Annotated in this window: 17 protein-coding genes; 11 read left to right on the top strand and 6 right to left on the bottom strand. The window is 72.2% G+C overall.

All coding sequences use genetic code 11. The features are described from left to right. Positions 1–44: 44 nt before the first annotated feature. From cobU to cobS, 3 genes are read left to right on the top strand one after another with little or no spacing between them, the layout of a single operon-like run. Positions 45–602, top strand: a complete 558-nt coding sequence (gene cobU, locus B0I31_RS09270) for a bifunctional adenosylcobinamide kinase/adenosylcobinamide-phosphate guanylyltransferase (protein ID WP_106614929.1) — start codon at positions 45–47, stop codon at positions 600–602. Further along, a complete protein-coding gene (gene cobT / locus B0I31_RS09275) occupies positions 599–1636 on the top strand; it encodes a nicotinate-nucleotide--dimethylbenzimidazole phosphoribosyltransferase (protein ID WP_106614930.1) in 1038 nt (345 codons plus the stop codon). Before cobU ends, cobT begins: the two co-directional genes overlap by 4 nt. Then, positions 1636–2340, top strand: a complete 705-nt coding sequence (gene cobS, locus B0I31_RS09280) for an adenosylcobinamide-GDP ribazoletransferase (RefSeq protein ID WP_106614931.1) — start codon at positions 1636–1638, stop codon at positions 2338–2340. Before cobT ends, cobS begins: the two co-directional genes overlap by 1 nt. Before the next feature lie 58 nt (positions 2341–2398). On the opposite strand, the gene B0I31_RS09285 is transcribed toward cobS, so the two are convergent. Further along, complete coding sequence (locus tag B0I31_RS09285) at positions 2399–3499, bottom strand: branched-chain amino acid aminotransferase (RefSeq protein ID WP_106614932.1); 1101 nt, start codon at positions 3497–3499, stop codon at positions 2399–2401. A gap of 75 nt (positions 3500–3574) precedes the next feature. After that, positions 3575–4786, bottom strand: a complete 1212-nt coding sequence (locus tag B0I31_RS09290) for an APC family permease (protein WP_146173786.1) — start codon at positions 4784–4786, stop codon at positions 3575–3577. Between the two features lie 195 nt (positions 4787–4981). On the opposite strand from B0I31_RS09290, the gene B0I31_RS09295 reads away from it, so the two are divergent. Then, positions 4982–6478 carry a leucyl aminopeptidase gene (locus tag B0I31_RS09295; protein ID WP_106614934.1) on the top strand — a complete coding sequence of 499 codons (1497 nt, stop codon included), beginning with the start codon at positions 4982–4984 and terminating at the stop codon, positions 6476–6478. Between the two features lie 15 nt (positions 6479–6493). Here B0I31_RS09295 and B0I31_RS09300 read toward each other — a convergent pair whose 3' ends face one another. Further along, positions 6494–7102, bottom strand: a complete 609-nt coding sequence (locus B0I31_RS09300; protein WP_106614935.1) for an NAD(P)-dependent oxidoreductase — start codon at positions 7100–7102, stop codon at positions 6494–6496. Between the two features lie 49 nt (positions 7103–7151). Here B0I31_RS09300 and B0I31_RS09305 point away from each other — a divergent pair, with 49 nt between their 5' ends. After that, on the top strand, positions 7152–7721 hold the full coding sequence (locus tag B0I31_RS09305) for a TetR/AcrR family transcriptional regulator (RefSeq protein WP_106614936.1): 570 nt from the start codon (positions 7152–7154) through the stop codon (positions 7719–7721). Between the two features lie 24 nt (positions 7722–7745). Here B0I31_RS09305 and B0I31_RS09310 read toward each other — a convergent pair whose 3' ends face one another. Then, the gene (locus B0I31_RS09310; RefSeq protein WP_073886490.1) at positions 7746–8066 is read right to left on the bottom strand and encodes an oxidoreductase; all 321 of its coding nucleotides are present in this window, start codon (positions 8064–8066) and stop codon (positions 7746–7748) included. Between the two features lie 176 nt (positions 8067–8242). On the opposite strand from B0I31_RS09310, the gene lpdA reads away from it, so the two are divergent. The 6 genes from lpdA to B0I31_RS09340 all read left to right on the top strand — a co-directional run bounded on the left by lpdA (position 8243) and on the right by B0I31_RS09340 (position 14717). Then, a complete protein-coding gene (gene lpdA, locus B0I31_RS09315) occupies positions 8243–9613 on the top strand; it encodes a dihydrolipoyl dehydrogenase (RefSeq protein WP_106614937.1) in 1371 nt (456 codons plus the stop codon). Positions 9614–9667: 54 nt separating this feature from the next. After that, positions 9668–11422: a 2-oxoglutarate dehydrogenase, E2 component, dihydrolipoamide succinyltransferase gene (sucB, locus tag B0I31_RS09320; protein ID WP_106614938.1), complete on the top strand. Its 1755-nt coding sequence runs from the start codon at positions 9668–9670 to the stop codon at positions 11420–11422. A gap of 141 nt (positions 11423–11563) precedes the next feature. Then, entirely contained in the window at positions 11564–12448 is an 885-nt protein-coding gene (locus B0I31_RS09325; protein ID WP_106614939.1) for a TIGR01777 family oxidoreductase, read from the top strand. Next, positions 12448–13044, top strand: a complete 597-nt coding sequence (locus tag B0I31_RS09330) for a phosphatase PAP2 family protein (RefSeq protein ID WP_106614940.1) — start codon at positions 12448–12450, stop codon at positions 13042–13044. The genes B0I31_RS09325 and B0I31_RS09330 overlap by 1 nt, the downstream gene beginning before the upstream one ends. Next, positions 13031–13774 (top strand): lipoyl(octanoyl) transferase LipB, encoded by a 744-nt coding sequence (lipB, locus tag B0I31_RS09335; RefSeq protein ID WP_106614941.1) that lies wholly within the window; start codon positions 13031–13033, stop codon positions 13772–13774. Before B0I31_RS09330 ends, lipB begins: the two co-directional genes overlap by 14 nt. 88 nt (positions 13775–13862) lie before the next feature. Further along, positions 13863–14717: a hypothetical protein gene (locus B0I31_RS09340; RefSeq protein WP_106614942.1), complete on the top strand. Its 855-nt coding sequence runs from the start codon at positions 13863–13865 to the stop codon at positions 14715–14717. A gap of 48 nt (positions 14718–14765) precedes the next feature. On the opposite strand, the gene B0I31_RS09345 is transcribed toward B0I31_RS09340, so the two are convergent. After that, positions 14766–15698 carry an LLM class F420-dependent oxidoreductase gene (locus B0I31_RS09345; RefSeq protein ID WP_106614943.1) on the bottom strand — a complete coding sequence of 311 codons (933 nt, stop codon included), beginning with the start codon at positions 15696–15698 and terminating at the stop codon, positions 14766–14768. A gap of 48 nt (positions 15699–15746) precedes the next feature. Beyond that, positions 15747–16391 carry a TetR/AcrR family transcriptional regulator gene (locus B0I31_RS09350; RefSeq protein ID WP_181320122.1) on the bottom strand — a complete coding sequence of 215 codons (645 nt, stop codon included), beginning with the start codon at positions 16389–16391 and terminating at the stop codon, positions 15747–15749. Positions 16392–16467: the final 76 nt, after the last annotated feature.

Consider the following 16467-nt stretch of genomic DNA (forward strand, 5'->3'; position numbering starts at 1 on the left):
GTTCCGGGTCAGGCTATGTCGTCACGGAACGGTTGGGGTGCGGTGTGACGCGTCGGACACTGGTGCTCGGCGGCGCGCGTTCGGGCAAGTCCGCGCACGCCGAAGGCCTGCTCACCGAGGACGTCGTGACCTACGTCGCCACCGCCCGCCGCTACCCCGACGACGCCGACTGGGACCTGCGGATCGCCCAGCACGTCGCCCGCCGCCCCACCTCGTGGACCACGGTGGAGGCACCCGCGCCGAACGACCTGATCGCCCTGCTCACCGCCACCAGCGAGACCGATCCCCCGATCCTGGTGGACGACGTGGCCACCTGGCTCAACGGCGTGCTGGACGACGCGGGCGCCTGGGAGGGCCACGGCATCGGCCAGGTGGAGGACGAGTGCGCGGCGCTGGTCCGAGCGGTCGACCTGACCCGCGCCCGACTGGTCCTGGTCTCGGCGGAGGTCGGCCTGGGCGTGGTGCCCAGCACCCACTCTGGCAGGCTCTTCCGCGATCACCTCGGCTCGCTCAACGCGCGGCTGGCCGAGGTCTGCGACGAGGTGCTGCTGGTCGTCGCCGGAATCCCACTGCGACTGCGCGAACCCGGAGGTAGTCGGTGACCATCGAGTTCCCAGCCATCGAGCCGCCGAGCGAGCGGGTGCGCACCGAGGCGCTGGCCAGGCACGGCGTGCTCACCAAGCCGGTCGGCTCACTGGGCAGGCTGGAGGAGCTCGGCGCGTGGGTGGCGGCCTGCCAGGGCGAGTGCCCGCCCAAGCCGTTCACCCGGCCCCGCGTGGTCGTCTTCGCGGGCGACCACGGTGTCGCCCAGCACGGCGTCTCGGCGTACCCGTCCGAGGTCACCGGCCAGATGGTGGCGAACTTCCTGGCCGGCGGCGCCGCGGTGAACGTCCTGGCCAACGTGGCGGGCGCGACGGTCCGCGTGGTCGACGTGGCCGTCGACTCGGACACCGCGGTGGGCGAGTTCAAGGTCCGCCGCGGCTCCGGCTCGATCGACCGCGAGGACGCGCTCACCCACGAAGAGGCCGAGAAGGCGATCGGGATCGGCCGCAAGCTCGTGGACGACGAGGTGGACGGCGGCGCGGACCTGCTCATCGCCGGTGACATGGGCATCGGCAACACCACCCCGGCCGCGGTCCTGATCGCGGCCCTCACGGGCTCCGAGCCGGTGGCCGTGGTCGGCCGCGGCACGGGCATCGACGACCAGGGCTGGATGCGCAAGACCGCCGCCATCCGGGACGCCCTGCGCCGCGCCCGCCCCGTGATCAACGACCCGGTGGCCCTGCTCGCCACCGCGTCGGGCGCCGACCTCGCCGCCATGGCCGGTTTCCTGGCGCAGGCGGCCGTGCGCAAGACCCCCGTGATCCTCGACGGCGTGGTGGTCGGCGCGGCGGCCGTCGTCGCCGAGGAACTGGCACCGGGCGCCCGTGACTGGTGGGTGGCGGGCCACCGCTCGGTCGAGCCCGCGCACACGTTGGCCCTGGGGCACCTGAGCCTGGAACCGCTGCTGGAGTTCGACATGCGGTTGGGCGAGGGCTCCGGCGCGGTGGCGGCCCTCCCCCTGGTCGTGATGGCGACCCGCATCCTGGCCGAGATGGCGACCTTCGACAGCGCGGGCATCTCCGGACCCGCCTGATGCGCCTGGCGTTGTCGTGGCTGACGGTGCTGCCCGTCCGCGTCGGCTCCGACGAGGTCGACGCGCGGGCGGCACGACGGGCCATCGCCTTCGCGCCCTTCGTCGGCCTGCTGCTGGGTGCGGCGGCCGCGGCCCTGCTCCTGCTGCCGCTGCCCGACCTGGTGGCCGGTTTCCTCATCGTCGGCTTCCTGGCCCTGGCCACCCGGGGCATGCACCTGGACGGCCTGGCCGACACCGCGGACGGCCTGGGCTGCTACGGGCCGCCGGAACGGGCGCTCGCGGTGATGAAGGACGGCGGCGCGGGCCCGTTCGCGGTGGTCGCGCTCATCGTCGTGCTGGGCGCGGAGGCCGCCGCCTTCCCCGCCGTCGACTGGCCCGCGGTGCTCCTGGCGCTGACCGCCGGCCGGGCCGCGTTCGTGCTGTGCTGCCTGCGCGGCGTACCGGCCGCCCGTCCCGAGGGCCTGGGCGCGCTGGTAGCGGGCACCCAGCCGCCGTGGGTCGCGGTGGTCTGGTGGGTGGCCCTGGTGGTGGCCGGGTTCTTCGTGCACCCGTGGCACGGTCCACTGGCCGTCGTCCTGGCCGCGGCCCTGGTCCTGCTCCTGATCAGGCACACGCGCAAGCGGTTCGGCGGGATCACCGGCGACGTCCTGGGCGCCGCCTGCGAGACCGCCACCGTCACCGTCCTGGCCGTCACCGCGCTCTGACCGGTGCGCGATCCGCCGCCCCGCGGGACAACGGATCGCGCACCGCGGCCGTGAACCTCTAGTCGATCCTGGTCATCCAGCCGTGCGGGTCGGTGACCAGGCCCTGCTGGATGCCGGTCAGGTGGTTGCGCAGCTTCATCGTCACCTCGCCGGTGCGACCGCCCGAGACGGAGAACTCGCCCTCCGCGTGCTTCACGTGCCCGACCGGCGTGATCACCGCCGCCGTGCCGCACGCGAACACCTCGGTCAGCTCACCCGACTCGGCCTTCTTCTCCCACTCCTCGGTGGAGATCCGCCGCTCCTCGACCGCGTAGCCGAAATCGGCCGCCAGCCGCAGCAGCGAGGCACGCGTGATGCCGGGCAGCAGCGCACCGGACAGCTCCGGCGTCACCACGCGGACGTCGTCACCCGAACCGAGGACGAAGAACAGGTTCATCCCGCCCATCTCCTCGACCCAGCGCCGCTCCACCGCGTCCAGCCACACGACCTGGTCGCAGCCCTGCTCGGCGGCCTGCGCCTGCGCCACCAAGGACGCCGCGTAGTTGCCCGCGAACTTCGCCGCACCGGTCCCGCCGGGCGCCGCGCGCACGTACTCCGTCGACAGCCACACCGTCACCGGCTTCAACCCGCCCGTGAAGTACGACCCGGCGGGCGAGGCGATGAGCACGTACAGGTACTCCTTCGCCGGCCGCACGCCCAGGCCCTTCTCCGTGGAGAACAGGTAGGGCCGCAGGTACAGCGACTCCTCGGCGATGGCGGGCACCCACCGCTCGTCCACGGCCAGCAACTCCCGGATCGAACCCAGGAACAGCTCGTCGGGCAGTTCGGGCATCGCCAGGCGGCGTGCCGACGCGCGGAAGCGCTCGGCGTTCGCCTCGGGGCGGAAGGACGCGATCGATCCGTCGGGCTGGCGGTAGGCCTTGAGCCCTTCGAAGATCGCCTGGCCGTAGTGCAGCACCATGGCCGCCGGGTCCAGCTCCAGCGAGTGGTAGGGCTCGACGACGGCGTCGTGCCAGCCCTGCTCCTGGTTCCAGCGGATCGTCACCATGTGGTCGGTGAAGTGCTGCCCGAAGCCCGGCTTGGCGAGTACCTCCGCAACGCGCTCCGGGGTCGCCGGCTGCGGGTTGGGGGTCCGGGTGAAAGGCAACGCGGTCGTCATGTCAGCACGATAGCCGCCACTGGGACGTCAGAAAATCGTCGTCCCGATGCTCGGACGTCCGACCATCCGTCCGGGTCAGCCGACCGGTTGCCGCACACCACCCAGCGCGAGCAGGCCGGTACCGAGCGCGATCCCCACGCCGGTGATGACCAACGCCGTCGCGGGCGCGCTCATCGCCAGCAACACCGACAGCCCCAGCCCCAGGCACGCCGTCCGCATCGGCCACGTGCGTTCTTCCTGGAGCAACACCCGCGCCGAGGCGTTGGTGAAGCCGTAGTAGAACGCCGTGCCGCACGCGCCCACCGCCAACGCCGTCGAGGGCGGCAGCGCCACCACCGCGACGACCGCCGGCCCCGCGCTCAGGACCTCCAGCGGCCAGCCCGCCCGGATCCGCGGCAGATCACCCGTTTCGGTCATCCCGACCAGCGTCCGCCGGGCCGACGCGAGCACGAAGAACAGCGTCGACACCGCCGCGACCGCCGCGCCGAGGCCGAGCACCGGCAGCAGCCACCGCCCATCGGCGACGATCAACGCGTCCCGCAGCGGCGCGGGCGACAACGCCAACCGAGCCGACCCGAGCTGCCGCAGCACGGCCGCGCCGACCCCGATCGCCACCAGCAGCACGACCCCGATCACCACCGGCACCGCGAAGTGCAGCACCCGGGCGGAGAACACCTGCTCGCCCGCGTCACGGCGAGGAGCGGTGATCCGCTCGAACCCGAGGAACGCCGCGAACAACAGCATCGACGCGCCCATGACACCGTCGAACCCGGGCCCGTCGCCGGTCACCGCGGGGTTTTCCGGCGGCGCGACCGAGAAGCAGACCAGCACCACCAGCACGAGCACGCCGAGCACCACGCCCGCGGCCGCCGCGCTCAGCCCGGCGCCCCACCGGACCCCGGCCGCGCCCAACCCGGCCGTCACCACGATCAGCCCCACGGCCGCCGCCACCCGGTGCTCCGGGACCACGTACGCCCCGAACGCGCCCGCCAGCGCCGCGGCCATCCCCGCTCTGCCGATCAGGTGCGCACTGCCGCCGATGCGCGCGGGCCAGGACCCGAGCTGGTAGCGGATGTACGCGTAGCCGCCGGGGGCGTCGGGGTACGCGCGGTGCTGGTCCGCGGTGGAGAACGCGCAGCACAACGCCGTCACCGCGGCTAAGACCAGACCGGGGAGGAACCACGGGCCCGCGATCGCGGCGGCAGGGGCGAAACCGGTGAACACACCGGCACCCAGTGTCGCGCCGAGAGCGAGCGCCACGGCCCCGGCACGGGGCGTGATTGTCACCGCTACACGGTCCCATATCAACTAGGTGACGACTAACGCCCGGCCGGACGACCCCCATTCGTGTTAATTGTTACTCAACGCAATCGAAGGTGCGGCCGTCCCGAGTGTGAACGCGACCTTTAGCATTCGTCACGATCCACCACCATCCCGCCGCACGACCAGGAAGCGCCGGGAGGACCCCGTCAAGGAGCCGCAGTGACCGCGCCGAAGCTGGCCATCACCGACAGTGACCCGAGCAGCACCACCGCCGACGCCGTTGTGGTGGGCACAGTCCAGGGACCGGACGGCCTCGCCCTCGCCGCCGGCTCCGAGGCGGTGAACGCCGCGTTCGACGGCGCGCTGCTCGACGTGCTCGACGCAGTCGGCGCGAGCGGCAAGGCCGACGAGGTCGTCACCGTGCCCACGCTCGGCAAGCTCGGCGCGCGCGTCGTGCTCGCCGTGGGCCTGGGCAAGCCCGCCGACGACGGCTCGGTGACCGAGGACCAGGTGCGCCGCGCGTCCGGCGCCGCCGCCCGCGCGCTGGGCGGCCGCAAGCGCGCCGTCACCACGCTGTCCGCGCTGCACCTCGGCCCCGCCGTCGAGGGCACCGTGCTGGGCGCGTACTCGTTCACCGCCTACAAGTCGAACAAGGGCGACGGCCCGGTCGCGCGCGTCGACCTGGTCGCGCCGGCCGAGGGCAACATCCGGGCGCACCGCGCGACGCTCAAGGCGTCCACCGCGATCGCCGAGGCCGTCACCGCGACCCGCGACCTGGTCAACACCCCGCCGAACGACCTGTTCCCGGCGTCGTTCGCGGATCGGGCCGCCGCCCTGGCCAAGGCCGAAGGGCTCGAGGTCGAGGTCCTGGACGAGAAGGCGCTGCGCAAGCAGGGCTTCGGCGGCATCCTCGGCGTCGGCGGCGGCTCCAGCCGTCCGCCGCGCCTGGTGCGCATCACCTACCGCGGCCCGAAGGCGGGCAAGAAGGTCGCGCTGGTCGGCAAGGGCATCACGTTCGACACCGGCGGCATCTCGATCAAGCCGGCCGCGGGCATGGACGAGATGACCTCGGACATGGGCGGCGCGGCGGCCGTGATCGCCACCGTCGTGCTGGCCGCGAAGCTGAAGTACCCGCTGGAGGTCACCGCGTGGGCGCCGATGGCGGAGAACATGCCTTCGGGCACCGCCTACCGGCCCGGTGACGTGCTGACCATGTACGGCGGCAAGACCGTCGAGGTGCTCAACACCGACGCCGAGGGCAGGCTCATCCTGTCCGACGCGATCGTGCGCGCCTGCGAGGACGCCCCGGACTACCTGATCGAGACGTCCACGCTGACCGGCGCGCAGGTCGTGTCGCTGGGCAAGCGGACGGCCGGCGTGATGGGCACCGAGGACTTCCGCGACCGGGTGGCCGCGATCGGGCGCGCGGTCGGCGAGCAGGCGTGGGCCATGCCGCTGCCGGACGAGCTGCGCGGCGACCTGGACTCGAAGGTGGCCGACATCGCGAACGTGGCCGGGCACCGGTTCGGCGGGATGCTCGCGGCGGGCGTGTTCCTGCGCGAGTTCGTGGCCGAGGGCGTGACGTGGGCGCACATCGACGTGGCCGGGCCGTCGTTCCACACCGGTGCGCCGTACGGGTACACCACCAAGGGCGGCACCGGCGTTCCGGTGCGCACCCTGGCGGCGGTGCTCGCGGACATCGCGGCGAACGGCTGATCCCCGGCCTCCCGCTCAGTTCGCCACGCTGATCGCCTGGCGGGCGGTTCCCGGGTCGGCCGCGCAGCGCAGCACCAGCGCCGCCAGGTCGGCCCGGGACACCCGCATGCCCCCGCGCACGTTGGTGTCCACCGCCGTGCGGTAGGCGTCCGTGCGCGGCCCGTCCGTCAGCTGCGGCGGGCGGACGATCGTCCACTCCAGACCGCTCGCGCGCACGACGTCCTCCATCCGCGCCATGTCCGCCCACGGGTGCTTGAGCACCTGCCGCAGGATCGGCTTGACCAGGTAGCGGCTGACCGGGTCGTCCCCGTCGACCACCATGCCGCTGTTGCTGACCACGACCAGCCGGCGGACGCCGTGCGCCTTCATCGCCAGGATCACCGACCTGGTGCTGTCGGTCTGCACGGACGTCGGCTTGCGCACCGCGCGCGAGCCGATGGCCGAGACGACGGCGTCCGCACCGGCGAGGTGCGGGCCGATCGAGTCCGGGTCCATCACGTCGGCCGCGGTGTCGCGGCCGTTGCGCGTGCGCACGATCGCGGTGACGTCGTGGCCCGCTTCCCGGGCCAGCTCGACGATCTTCGTCCCGGTACCGCCGCTCGCTCCCAGAACCGTGATGCGCATGGGTCCGCCCTTCGGTTGGTGAGTACTTACTAACCACTAGGGTAGCCCCATGACCACACGCGACCGCATGCTCGACGCGGCGGCCCACGTCATGCGCACCAAAGGGCTCGCGCGGGCGACCACCAAGGAGATCGCCAAGGCGGCGGGCTTCTCGGAAGCGGCGCTGTACAAGCACTTCACGGACAAGACGGACCTGTTCCTGGCCGTGCTGCGGGAACGGGCGCCGACCGACCTGGCCGGGCTGCTGGCGGGACTGGAGGCCGGCCGGGGCGACGTGCGCGAGACGTTGGTCGACGTCGCGCGGGCCGCGATCGCGTTCTACGTCGAGACGTTCCCGATCGCCGCGTCGATCTTCTCGGAGCCGGCGCTGCTGGCCGCGCACCGCGAGGCGTTGCGGACGCACGGGGTGGGGCCGGGAACGGTGCCGGAGATGCTGGCCCGGTACCTGGAGGCCGAGCGGGGTGCGGGACGGCTGCCCGCGGTGCTCGACACCGGGTCGGCGGCGGACCTGCTGCTGGGCGCGTGCCAGTACCAGGCGTTCCTGGGCTTCTTCTCGGACCGGCCCGCAGACCCGGAAGCGCTGGTCAGGACGTTGTGGGACGGGATCGGCCAGGCCTGATGGGTCGTCGGGCCGGCCGCGCTCTCACGCCCCTTGACCCTTGCGCCGCGAGTACTCGCGCATCCGCTTCGGGTAGCCCACGATGCCCGCGTCGTAGATCGGGATCTCCAGCTTCTTGGCCAGGCGCTTGGCGCCCTCGGTGCCGTCGATCCGGCGACGCGTCCACTCACCGTCGTGCGCGACCAGCACGACCGTGGTCTCCGTCACGGTCGTCTTCGGCTCGACGTACGCCTCCACACCCCGGCGCGCGGCAGCCCACCGCTCCAGGTGCCCGGTGTCCGTGGACGTGGACGCCCGGAGCACGCCGGGGCGCTGCTTCCTGCGAAAACGGTCGAACAGCCCCACCGGGCCACCTCCTGCAAGGACCTCTGCCGACCATGGTGCCGGCGCGCGTGTGAAGGTGGGGGCAAATCGTCCCAAGACCGACACCGCGTCGCGGGCGTTCGCGCGGTAGTGACAAGATGGCAACTACACGCGCGCACCCGCGCGGAGTAAGGCATCAAGCTCTCCAGGGAGATTCCGTGACCGACACCTCCGCCGACCTTGTGATCCTCGGTGGCGGCTCGGGCGGCTACGCCTGCGCGTTCCGCGCGGCCGAGCTCGGCCTGTCCGTCATCCTGGTCGAGAAGGACAAGCTGGGGGGCACGTGCCTGCACCGCGGCTGCATCCCCACCAAGGCGCTGCTGCACGCGGCGGAGGTCGCGGACAACGCGCGCGAGGGTGACCAGTTCGGCGTGAAGTCCTCGCTGGAGGGCATCGACATCGCGGGCGTCAACTCGTACAAGGACGGCGTGGTCAGCCGGCTCTACAAGGGTCTCCAGGGCCTGGTCAAGGCCAACAAGGTGACCCTGGTCGAGGGCGCGGGCAAGTTCGTCGGCCCGAACACCGTCGAGGTGGACGGACAGCGCTACACCGGCAAGAACGTCGTGCTGGCGACCGGTTCGTACGCCCGCAGCCTGCCCGGCCTGGAGATCGGCGGCCGGGTCGTCACCAGCGACCAGGCGCTCAACCTGGACTTCATCCCGGAGAAGGTCGTCGTGCTCGGCGGCGGCGTGATCGGCGTCGAGTTCGCCAGCGTGTGGGCCTCCTTCGGCGCGGAGGTGACCATCGTCGAGGCGCTGCCCCGCCTGGTCCCGGCCGAGGACGAGTACGCGTCCAAGCAGCTGGAGCGCGCGTTCCGCCGCCGCGGCATCAAGTTCAAGACCGGCGTGAAGTTCACCGGCGCCACGCAGAGCGAGTCGGGCGTGTCGGTCACGCTCGAATCCGGCGACGTGCTGGACGCCGACCTGCTGCTGGTCGCGGTCGGCCGCGGCCCCAACACGGCGGGCCACGGCTACGAGGAAGCCGGCGTGACGATGGAGCGCGGCTTCGTCATCACCGACGAGCGGCTGCGCACCAGCGTCCCCGGCGTGTACGCCGTGGGCGACATCGTGCCCGGCTTGCAGCTCGCGCACCGCGGCTTCCAGCAGGGCATCTTCGTCGCCGAGGACATCGCCGGGCAGAATCCCAAGGTGATCGACGAGGCGGGCATCCCGCGCGTCACCTACTGCAAGCCCGAGGTCGCCTCCGTGGGCCTGTCCGAGGCCGCGGCCAAGGAGAAGTACGGTTCGGTCGAGACGTTCGTCTACGACCTCGCCGGCAACGGCAAGAGCCAGATCCTGAAGACCGCCGGCGGTGTCAAGCTCGTCAAGGCACCCGATGGCCCGGTGGTCGGTGTCACCATGGTCGGCGAGCGGGTCGGCGAGCTGATCGGTGAGGCCCAGCTCATCTACAGCTGGGAGGCGTACCCCGAGGACGTGGCTCCGCTGATCCACGCCCACCCGACCCAGACAGAAGCCCTCGGCGAGGCCTTCCTCGCCTTGGCCGGCAAGCCGCTGCACGTGCACGGCTGACCGTCGCACCCCAGTCAGCCGATCCCCGACCCACGCACGAGGAGTCAGCGAACGATGGCCTTCTCCGTCCAAATGCCCGCACTCGGCGAGAGCGTCACCGAGGGCACGGTCACCCGCTGGTTGAAGCAGGAGGGTGACCGCGTCGAGGTCGACGAGCCCTTGCTGGAGGTGTCCACCGACAAGGTCGACACCGAGATCCCGTCGCCCGCCGCGGGCGTGCTCCAGAAGATCGTCGCCCAGGAGGACGAGACCGTCGAGGTCGGCGCGGAGCTCGCCGTCATCGGTGACGGCTCGGAGTCCGGGGCGTCGTCCGACACGCCCGAGTCCTCCGACTCGACCGCCGGTGAGGCCGCCGCGCCCGCCGAGGAGGCCCAGCCCGAGCCGCAGTCGGCGCCGGAGCCCGCGCCGCAGGCCGAGGCACCCGCCCCGTCCGGTGGTGGCTCGGCCGAGGGCACGCCGGTGACCATGCCCGCGTTGGGCGAGAGCGTCACCGAGGGCACCGTGACCCGGTGGCTCAAGGCGGTCGGCGACTCGGTCGAGGTCGACGAGCCGCTGCTGGAGGTGTCCACCGACAAGGTCGACACCGAGATCCCGTCGCCGGTGGCGGGCACGTTGCTCGAGATCACCGCCGGTGAGGACGAGACCGTCGAGGTCGGCGGGCAGCTCGCGGTGGTCGGCTCGGGTTCGCCCGCGCCCGCCGCGCAGGAAGCACCGAAGCCCGCGCCGGCACCTGCCGAACCGGCTCCCGCGCCCGCCCAGGAAGCGCCCAAGCAGGAAGCGCCGGCCCAGGAAGCGCCGAAGCCCGCGCCGGCTCCCGCCCAGGAGGCGCCCAAGCAGGAAGCGCCGGCCGAGGACTCCTCGTCCAACGGTGCGCCCTACGTGACGCCGCTGGTGCGCAAGCTCGCGTCGGAGAACGGCATCGACCTGGCCACGCTCAAGGGCACGGGTGTCGGCGGCCGGATCCGCAAGCAGGACGTGCTCGCCGCGGTCGAGGCCAAGAAGGCCCCGGAGCCGGAGGCGCCCAAGCCCGCCGCGGCGTCCGCGCCCGCCCAGCGCGTGGCCTCGGCGCCGGCCGACACCAGCGGCAAGCGCGGCACGGTGCAGAAGCTGCCCCGGCTGCGGCAGATCGTCGCCCAGCGCACGCGTGAGTCGCTGCAGGTCTCGGCGCAGCTCACCCAGGTGTTCGAGGTCGACGTCACCAAGATCGCCCGGCTGCGCAACAGGGCCAAGGCCGCGTTCGAGCAGCGCGAGGGCACGAAGCTGACGTTCCTGCCGTTCTTCGCCAAGGCGGCGGTCGAGGCGCTCAAGCAGCACCCGGTGCTGAACGCGTCGATCGACGAGGAGAAGAAGGAGGTCGTGTACCACGGTGCCGAGCACCTGGGTATCGCGATCGACACCGAGCGCGGCCTGCTCAACGCGGTCATCGCGAACGCGGGCGACCTGAACCTGGCCGGCCTGTCGCACAAGATCGGCGACCTGGCGGCGCGGGCGCGGGCCAACAAGCTCACGCCCGACGAGCTGACCGGCGGCACGTTCTCGCTGACCAACCTGGGCAGCAACGGCGCGCTGTTCGACACGCCGATCATCCAGCAGCCGCAGGTCGGCATCCTGGGCGTGGGCGTGGTCAAGAAGCGCCCGGTGGTGATCACGGACGAGAACGGCGACGACACCATCGCCATCCGGTCCATGGCTTACCTGGCGCTGACCTACGACCACCGGCTGGTCGACGGCGCCGACGCGGGTCGGTTCCTCACGACGGTGAAGAACCGGCTCGAAGAGGGCTCGTTCGAGGCTGACCTGGGTCTGTAGAGGTCCGGTCCGACCACAAGGCCGCTCCCCGCGCTCGTGGGGGGCGGCCTTGTGGCTCGTCCGAAGGGTTGTGGCCCGGCGTGGTGCGGGTGACACGTCCGCTGCTGTGCAACCGGGGGCTTGCTGCGAGACGATCAACGCATGCGCGTTGTCATCGCGGGATCGTCGGGGTTGATCGGCACCAGTCTGGTCGCCGCGCTGCGCGGTGCCGGGCACGAGGTCCTGCGGTTGGTGCGGAGGCGGCCCTCGGCGCCGGACGAGCGGGCCTGGGACCCGCCGGCCGGGAGGATCGACGCGGGCGCCCTGGACGGCGTGGACGCGGTGGTGAACCTGTGCGGTGCCGGTGTCGCCGACAAGCGGTGGAGTGACGCCCGCAAGCAGGTGCTGCTGGACAGCCGGACGGTGCCGACCGAGGTGTTGGCGGCGGCGGTCGTGGAGCACGGGGTGCCGGTGCTGGTGAACGCCAGTGCGATCGGGTACTACGGCGACACCGGTGACGAGGTGGTCGACGAGCGCAGCCCGTCCGGGACGGGGTTCCTGGCCGAGTTGTGCCGGCAGTGGGAGGCGGCGACGTCGGCGGCGGAGGGGCACGCGCGGGTGGTGCGGATGCGGACGGGGCTGGTGATCAGCCCGTCCGGCGGGTTGTTCGGGAAGATCAAGCCGTTGTTCGCGTTCTTCCTGGGTGGGCGGCTGGGTGACGGGCGCCAGTACATGCCGTGGATATCGTTGGACGACACGATCGCGGCGATCCGGTTCCTGGTCGAGAACGACGTGGTGGGGCCGGTGAACCTCACCGCGCCCGGTCCGGTGACGAATGCCGAGTTCACCCGGACGGTGGGGCACGCGTTGCACCGGCCGACGCCGTGGGTGGCGCCGGCGTTCGTGTTGAAAGCCGTCTTGGGCGAGGTCGCGGAGGAAGGGCTCCTGGCAGGTCAGAGGGCCGTGCCCAGGGTGCTCGAACAGCGCGGCTTCCAGTTCCTGCACCCCGCGCTCGGGGCGGCCGTGGCGGCGGCCGTCGAGAGGTGATGGGCGCGCTCGTCGGGGGCGTGCTGGCGCTGGCCTCGATGGTCCTGGGCCTGACCGTGCGCGACGACCCGCCCTGGCTGGACGAGGGGCTGCGGCAGGCAGCGGTGGAGTTGGGGCCGGGGTTCGTGCACGCGTCGGCGGTGGTGAGCTTCGTGCTCAGCCCCGGGTTGGCCACGATCGCGTTGATCTCGCTGGGGTTGCGCGCCTTCCTGGCCAAGGACCCGTTGTTGGCCCGCGGTGCGGTGCTGTTGGCGGTCTGCTGGTCGACGTTGTTCGCCAGGTACTGGTACCAGCGGGTTCGCCCGATCGAGTTCCCGAAGTGGGCCTACCCGAGCGGGCACGTGACGGCGGTCACGTCGGTGGCGTTCACGGGTGTCGTGCTGTGCGCGTGGCTGGCCCGGCGGTACCTGAAGGTCGCGGTGGCGTTGGCGGGCACGGCGGTGGTGCTGACGGCGGCGAGCCGGGTCGTGCTGGACATGCACTGGTTCACCGACACGGTCGGCGCGGTGCTGGCGGTGGTGGGGGTGGGCCTGGTCGTCGCCCGTGCCCTGGGGCTGCTGCCGGTGGGCGTAATGTCGAGACGTGAGCAGTCCTGACTTCTCCTGCCGCACCTCGACGGACCCGATCGAGGTGCGTGAGCTGGGCACCATCGACTACCTGGCCGCGTGGGACCTGCAACGCGAACTCGCCGAGGCACGCGCGGACGGCGCGGTCGGCGACACGATGCTGCTGCTGGAGCACCCGCCCGTCTACACGTGCGGTCGGCGCACCGAGCCCGAGGAGCGGCCCAAGGGCGGTGACGTGCCGGTCATCGACGTGGACCGCGGTGGCAAGATCACCTGGCACGGCCCGGGGCAGCTGGTCGGCTACCCGATCGTGGAGCTGGCGGAGCCGTTGGACGTGGTGCAGTACGTGCGGCGGCTGGAACAGGCGCTGATCCACGTGTGCGATCAGCTGGGCGTCGTCACGGGTCGGGTCGAGGGGCGCAGCGGTGTGTGGATCCCAGCCGACGACAAGGGCGTGGAGCGCAAGGTCGCGGCGATCGGGATCCGGGTGCAGCGCGGCGTCACCATGCACGGGTTCGAGATCAACTGCAACGCGGACCTGTCGGCTTTCGGCGACATCATCCCGTGCGGCATCCGGGACGCCGGGGTGGCGTCGTTGTCGCACGAGCTGGGCCGGGACGTGACCGTGGCCGAGGTGCTGCCGCTGGCGCGCCAGGCGGTCGTCGACGCGTTGAACGGCGACCTGCCGTTGACCGATCGCACGGTGGTCCGCGCACAGCCCGCCGCCGCAGGCGTCACCTTCGCAGTACAGACAGCCTGAACAACTCCCCTCTAGGGTTCCGTAATGGCGGAATGAGGGGAGACCTGTCGTGCTCCTGACTCGACGGCGTCTGTTCCAGGCTTGCGGGATGGCCACGTTGCTGCCGGTGGCCGCCGGGCCGGACGACTGGCTCGGCTGGTTGCGCGCCCACCGGCGGCACGTGGCCGCGGTGCTGGACGACGGGCGGGGTGGCGGGGTTTCGTGGCGTCCGCACGAACGGCAGCCGCTGGGAGCGGCGGGGACGGTCTTCCACCTGGGCGCGTACGCGAAGGCCGTCGAGCGCGGGCTGGTGCGGCGGGACGAGAAGGTGCGCGTCGGCGAGTGGGAGCGGTACTGCCTCGGCGACGACGCGGCTCATCAGGCGGCGCTGCGGGCGTTGGGCATCACGTCCACGAACGGGGTGAAGGCGGACGATCCGCGGCGGTTCGTGACGATGGACCAGGTGGTCGCGGTGATGGTCGAGGGTGACCGGGCGGCCGCGGACCTGGTGGGCGTGCGAGTGGGAGGGCGGCCGGCGTTCCTGGTCGACGCGTTGCGGTTGGTGCTCGGGCGGTCGGTGGACGTCGAGCGGTACCTGAAGGATCCGCGGCTGCAGCTCGAAGTGCTCGGGAGGCTGCCCGACGTGCCGCGCGGTTACGAGGGGCGGCGGCCGTGGGCCCGGGGGACGTGGGCGGGCACGGCGGCGGAGGTGAACCGGGCGCACCGGGCGTTGGCCGGGGTGCCCTCGGTCCGGGAGCACGTCGGTCGGGCGTTCGCGGTGCTGCCCGGGATCGTCACGGTCGGTCTCTGCGTGCGGGAGGCCGGGCGGGTCGGCAGTGCGGCGGTGCTGATCCGCGAGGTCGACGAGCCGTGGTTCGCACGCGCGGGTGAGCTGGCGCGGTTGGTCCGGCTGGCCTTGGTGGAGCCCGCTGTCCTGCGGGACTTCCAGGTCAGCCTCTCGTAGGCGTCCGGGCGTGGTGGGCAGGACGAGCCCGTCCTGCCCACCGCCGCGTCAGCCGCGCAGCTGAGGCGCGACCTCCGCCGCGATCAGCTCGACGTGGTCGAGGTCGGCGAGGTCGAGGACCTGCAGGTAGGCACGGCTGATGCCGGTCTTCCCGCGCCACGAGCCCAGCTTGTCGACCACCTCGGCGGGCGTGCCGGCCAGGCCGTTCTGCCGCAGCTCGTCCACCTCGCGGCCGATGACGGCGGCACGGCGGGCGACCTCGGCGTCGTCCCGCCCCACGCACACGACCAGGGCCGCGGAACGGGTGATCTCCGCCGGGTCGCGGCCGATCTCGGCGCACGCGGCGTCCACCCGGGCCAGCACCTCGACGGCGTTGTCCACGGGCTGGAACGGCAGGTTGAACTCGTCGGCGAACCTGGCCGCGAGCGCGGGCGTGCGCTTGCGACCCGTGCCGCCGACCAGCACCGGGATCTTGGCCGCGGGCTTGGGCAGGGCGGGCGAGTCGGCGAGGGTGTAGTGCTTGCCGGAGAAGTCGTAGGTCTGGCCGGCGGGCGTGTTCCACAGGCCGGTGATGATCTCCAGCTGCTCCTCGTAGCGCTCGAAGCGCTCGACCGTGGAGGGGAACGGCAGCCCGTACGCGGTGTGCTCGGCCTCGAACCAGCCCGCGCCGAAGCCGAACTCGACCCGCCCGCCGGACATCTGGTCGACCTGCGCCACGGAGATGGCCAGCGGGCCGGGGTGGCGGAAGGTGGCGGCGGTCATCAGCGTGCCGAGCCGGATCGTGCTGGTGTCGCGGGCCAGGCCGGCGAGCGTGATCCACGCGTCGGTCGGACCGGGCAGGCCGTCGACGCCGCCCATCTTGAGGTAGTGGTCGGAGCGGAAGAACGCGTCGTAGCCCGCGGCCTCGGCGGCACGCGCCACCGCCAGCAGGTCGTCGTAGGAGGCCCCTTGCTGGGGCTCGGTGAAGATGCGGAGTTCCACCCGGTTGACGCTAGTCGGCCGGGTGGCGGGCTCGCGATCCGAGTTCGGTCACCGGCGACGTGACCGGGAGCGCTTCTCCTCGAGCGGTGGTGCGGGCGGGTCCTCCCGGACCCGGAGCCCTTCCACGACCCGGACGATGGTGCGTTCCACCTCGGCGCTGGCCTTGCGGGGGTCCGATGCGCCAGCGATCGTGCTGGCACCGGCCGAGAGCGCGCCGAAGAGCAGCCTGCTCATGGTCTCCACCGGCAACTGCTCCAGCTCGCCGGACGTGACCAGGACCTCGATCGTGGAGCGCAGCAGGCCGTAGCTGAAGTGCTCCTCGGCCTCGCGCCAGCGCTCCCAGCCCATCACCACCGGCGCCTCGTGGATCACGATCCGCTGGTAGGCGGGCTCCAGGCAGACCCGCACGTACGCGCGCAGGCCCGCGATCGCGGTCTCCCACGGGTCGCCGGGCGCGCTGACGATCTCGCCGAGCTTCTCGATGAACTTGGTCTCCACCGAGTCGAAGGCGGCTTCGAACAACGCCTGCTTGCCGCTGAAGTGGTGGTAGAGCGCGCCCTTCGTCAGCCGCGCCCGTTTCGCCACCTCGTCCAGGGAGGTGCCCGCGTAACCCCGTTTGGTGAACAGCTCGACGGCACTGTCCACGAGGGCCTGCCTCGTCGACTCCGAGTAGTCCAACCGCCTCGACCGCACTGTCACCACGTTCACAACCGTACGACATACCGGCGGTACGTACTCGTGGTATGTTCGCCTCATCGGCCATACCGCC

This window comes from Saccharothrix carnea, assembly GCF_003014735.1.
Classification (GTDB): domain Bacteria; phylum Actinomycetota; class Actinomycetes; order Mycobacteriales; family Pseudonocardiaceae; genus Actinosynnema; species Actinosynnema carneum.

Bases quoted from the DNA above. Each gene is read 5' to 3' on its own strand.
- B0I31_RS09300 (WP_106614935.1), bottom strand. From the start codon at position 7,102: ATGCGCATCACGGTTCTGGGAGCGAGCGGCGGTACCGGGACGAAGATC.
- sucB (WP_106614938.1), top strand. From the start codon at position 9,668: ATGGCCTTCTCCGTCCAAATGCCCGCACTCGGCGAGAGCGTCACCGAG.
- B0I31_RS09305 (WP_106614936.1), top strand. From the start codon at position 7,152: ATGACCACACGCGACCGCATGCTCGACGCGGCGGCCCACGTCATGCGC.
- B0I31_RS09325 (WP_106614939.1), top strand. From the start codon at position 11,564: ATGCGCGTTGTCATCGCGGGATCGTCGGGGTTGATCGGCACCAGTCTG.
- B0I31_RS09340 (WP_106614942.1), top strand. From the start codon at position 13,863: ATGGCCACGTTGCTGCCGGTGGCCGCCGGGCCGGACGACTGGCTCGGC.
- B0I31_RS09285 (WP_106614932.1), bottom strand. From the start codon at position 3,499: ATGACGACCGCGTTGCCTTTCACCCGGACCCCCAACCCGCAGCCGGCG.
- B0I31_RS09330 (WP_106614940.1), top strand. From the start codon at position 12,448: ATGGGCGCGCTCGTCGGGGGCGTGCTGGCGCTGGCCTCGATGGTCCTG.
- cobS (WP_106614931.1), top strand. From the start codon at position 1,636: ATGCGCCTGGCGTTGTCGTGGCTGACGGTGCTGCCCGTCCGCGTCGGC.